Source organism: Iodobacter sp. BJB302 (assembly GCF_002735645.1).
In the GTDB taxonomy this organism is placed as follows: Bacteria; Pseudomonadota; Gammaproteobacteria; order Burkholderiales; family Chitinibacteraceae; genus Iodobacter.
This window is the reverse complement of record NZ_PDZG01000141.1, coordinates 1-3379: the sequence shown is the minus strand read 5'-3', so window position 1 is coordinate 3379 and position 3379 is coordinate 1. Positions and strand designations below refer to the sequence as shown.

Genomic DNA, 3379 nt, shown 5'->3' with positions numbered 1-3379 from the left:
GTTTATATTCATTATTTCTTGTAAAATTGGTAAGGTATTTAATTGGTGTTAATGTTCTGTTTTTTATCAATTTTTTAGTTTAAATACAGTGATTGAAATTAATAAAGTTAAATGGTTTTCTATAGTTGATTAAATTCAATTTATTTTCTTGCATTGGTGTGAGTTAATAGCTTATTATTCTAATATTTTATATTGATATATTAAGGTATTGGGGTGCTGATGGCTATTCATACAGATCATAAAAATATTATTGACTTGGTTATGGGGGATCTTACCCAGTTCCATATTCCCATTTATCAACGCTTATACACTTGGGATTCTAATAATCAAGTCCAAAAACTCTTGGATGATATTCTCAATTTTGGTGAAGAGTACAAAGATAACAAAAGGGCAGAATATTATATTGGGAATGTTATTGTAAAGAATCAAACTAGAGGCATGGTAACTGAACGAGTAGTTATTGATGGGCAACAACGAATTACAACTTCAATTTTAATCCTTTGTGCTATCCGGGATATTTACAGGAATAAGATAAAATCTGAAGAAGGAAAGAGATCTGCTGATAGCATCCAAAAGCATCTTTATACCCAAGATGATGCAGAAACCAAACTTAAATTGAATAATATGGAGCACCAACAAGCTCTGACTAATTTATTATCAGGAATGTTACAGGGCACTTCTGCTGATGATAAAAAAACAAGATATTTTAAAAATTATGATTACATTCATAAATATCTTTCTAATATGGATGAATCTAATTTTAACGGGTTTTTAGATTTACTCAGAAGGGTAAAGGTAGTGATTATTTTTTTGGATGAAGATCAAGACGAAAACTCAGTCTTTGAATCAATTAACTCGCTTGGAAAGCCGCTTGCAGGTTCAGATCTAATAAAAAACTATTTGTTCACATTTAAAAAATATGAATGCAGTCATCACGAAGAAAATCAATTAATTAACTTGTACACCCGTACATTCGAAGCTCAGTTCAAAACTGAAGAGTATATGGAACAAGCTTTGGAAAATTTTTTCAGAGATTATATTGCCACTCAAAAGCAATGGCTTGTTAAGAAAGATCCAAAAGTCGTGTATTATGAATTTAAAGGCGTTATCGGAGAGATACCCTCTATTGAAAGATTAAAAGAAATTATTGTAGATTTGGCAAAATGGGCACTTATTTATCAAGTGGTTAAAGTCAAAAATCATCCAGATATTGATCTTAATTATATTGGATATCTACGAGGTTCTTTTGGTCAATATTCTGTGTTGATGATGAATATTCTAAATAATTATTCCCATGTTGAGTCGAATGAACTTATCATTGATGACCCGATTGCATTTAATAACGCATTAAAAGCGATAGTGGCATATGAAGCTTCTCGGTTTTTAGCGGGCTATCCTTCTGGCGAGGTGGTTCGGTTTTCTCCTATGGTATTTAAGCGATTAGATTCCCCTGAGTTTGATTCAAATATGGGCTATGGCGATAGATTTTTAGCTTTTGTGGCTTCTGCGGAAGAGGGATACAGACTGCCTAGTAGTAAAGAATTGAAAGACTCTGTTGTAACGGGGAATTTGTATACTCGAAAATCTCAACATCTAAAACGGTTTTTAACTCTAATTGAAAATATGGGTAAAAAAGAATGTTTGAATTATGAGGAGGATATGAAGAAGGCTCAAATTGAGCACATTCTTCCTCAAAATCCGGTACCAACTCAATGGTCATCTATTTCTCATGATGATAAAGAAAAATATCTTCATACGTTGGGAAATTTAACTCTTACCTTCGATAATCAGACTTTAAGTAATAAACCATTTTCAGAGAAAAAGATTATACTTGCTGAAAAATCACGAATTAATCTAAATGCTGAACTTCTGAAATACAATGAGTTTAATGTTGAAACGATTAAAACCCGAGCTGGAGATATGCTCGCACGGTTTGAAAAAGAGTTTTTTAATCGCTAAATATATGGCATCACTAAATCCGCTTGTGATTCAATTGCAAGGTAGGTTGGGCTAAAGCTTTATCAGCCCAACATTCCATTGCGTTGAAAATCGGTGGGTTACGCCAAAGGTGACGCGCTTTTGTCTAACCCACCCTACGAAAGCATGTGATATTTGTTTTTGATATATTTTTAAAATGAATTCAACAAATATTTACTACTAATTGCGATGATTGCACTGGGCTTATAAGACTCCCCTTGAAGCACGCCGAAGCGAGGATAAGCGGATCGGGGTTTCGGAAAAGGGGTAGCGAGGCAGCGAGCGCGCAGCCTTTTTCGCCGAGCTGATTATCCGCAGTGAGGGGCCTTCGTGCTGGTCGGGGCGGCCTTCTTTGCTTACTTTCTTGGCCGTTCAAGAAAGTGAGTCCCACGCGGGGGAGTCCCGCACCAAAATCAAATGTGCCGAAGGCATTTATCCCTAGCCCAAGCCTCCGTGCTTATGCAATAAAATCTCCGACTGACTCAATTCGTTTTTCTGCCGCTCAATATCTGAAGTCTCTTCAACAAAGCCAAGCGACTCTGCTAGCAACACCGAGCGTGTATTTGCACGCTCTGCAATGATACAAAACCGCTGCACCGTATCGTTTTTGGATAAAAGAAGAAGCAACTGTTCCGTGGCCAGCCTGGCATAACCCTTGCCCCAGAATCGACTGCCGACGCCATAGGCTATATGTGCGTCACCGTCTTGGTGAATAGTCGCGGTTAAAAAGCCGACGATATCGCCCAATTCATTTTTAATAACCCACGCCAGCCAATCTTGTGATCCATCCGGGGATTTGCCGCTGGCATTTCGCTCAATGCGCTCACGTAGGGCATCTGCTGTGGCGGGGCGATGAGCGACGTCAACATATTCATAAAGTAGCGGATCACTCATGATTTGGAATAGTTCGTCTGCGTGATGGGGCTGTCTTGGTTCAATAGTCGGCATGCTGTCCTAAAGGAATGCGGTTGCAGTATTGTTTCGCCCTTATGGCATTTGGGTATTTCCCTGTCCACGGGCATCTTGCCGTTGCAGAAAGTCTGGGCTCAGGTGCCTGGATCGGTCAGTGCCAAGCATCAGCGCTTAGTGGATTTAGCTATGGATTTGTTTAATTCGTAGATAAAACTAAGGCAGTTTATTTTATTTAAAATGACTGTGTATGAAATTTTAAAGTGAGTGTGATTTTATAGTAACTTTACTAAAGTCATGGGTTTTAATTATGCTGATTAAATACTGAAAGTAAGTTCAGATGTTTCGCTCAGTGCAGCATCACTGAACCTGATTATGTCTCTTGCTCAATCTCCTTGCTCAAACCACTTAAAAGGCCTAAGGTGAACGAACGTTCTTTTGTGGAGTGGTCGTCATGGCAATCAACCCAATCCAGATGCAAAAGGGGCTGTCG

General features: G+C 38.2%; 2 protein-coding genes. One reads left to right on the top strand and one right to left on the bottom strand.

The genetic code is table 11. The features are described from left to right. Window positions 1-219: 219 nt before the first annotated feature. Window positions 220-1959: a DUF262 domain-containing protein gene (locus tag CSQ88_RS22085; RefSeq protein ID WP_099400213.1), complete on the top strand. Its 1740-nt coding sequence runs from the start codon at window positions 220-222 to the stop codon at window positions 1957-1959. Between the two features lie 456 nt (window positions 1960-2415). Here the strand turns inward: CSQ88_RS22085 and CSQ88_RS22080 are convergent, their stop codons facing one another. Then, window positions 2416-2925 carry a GNAT family N-acetyltransferase gene (locus CSQ88_RS22080; protein WP_099400212.1) on the bottom strand — a complete coding sequence of 170 codons (510 nt, stop codon included), beginning with the start codon at window positions 2923-2925 and terminating at the stop codon, window positions 2416-2418. Window positions 2926-3379 lie beyond the last annotated feature (454 nt).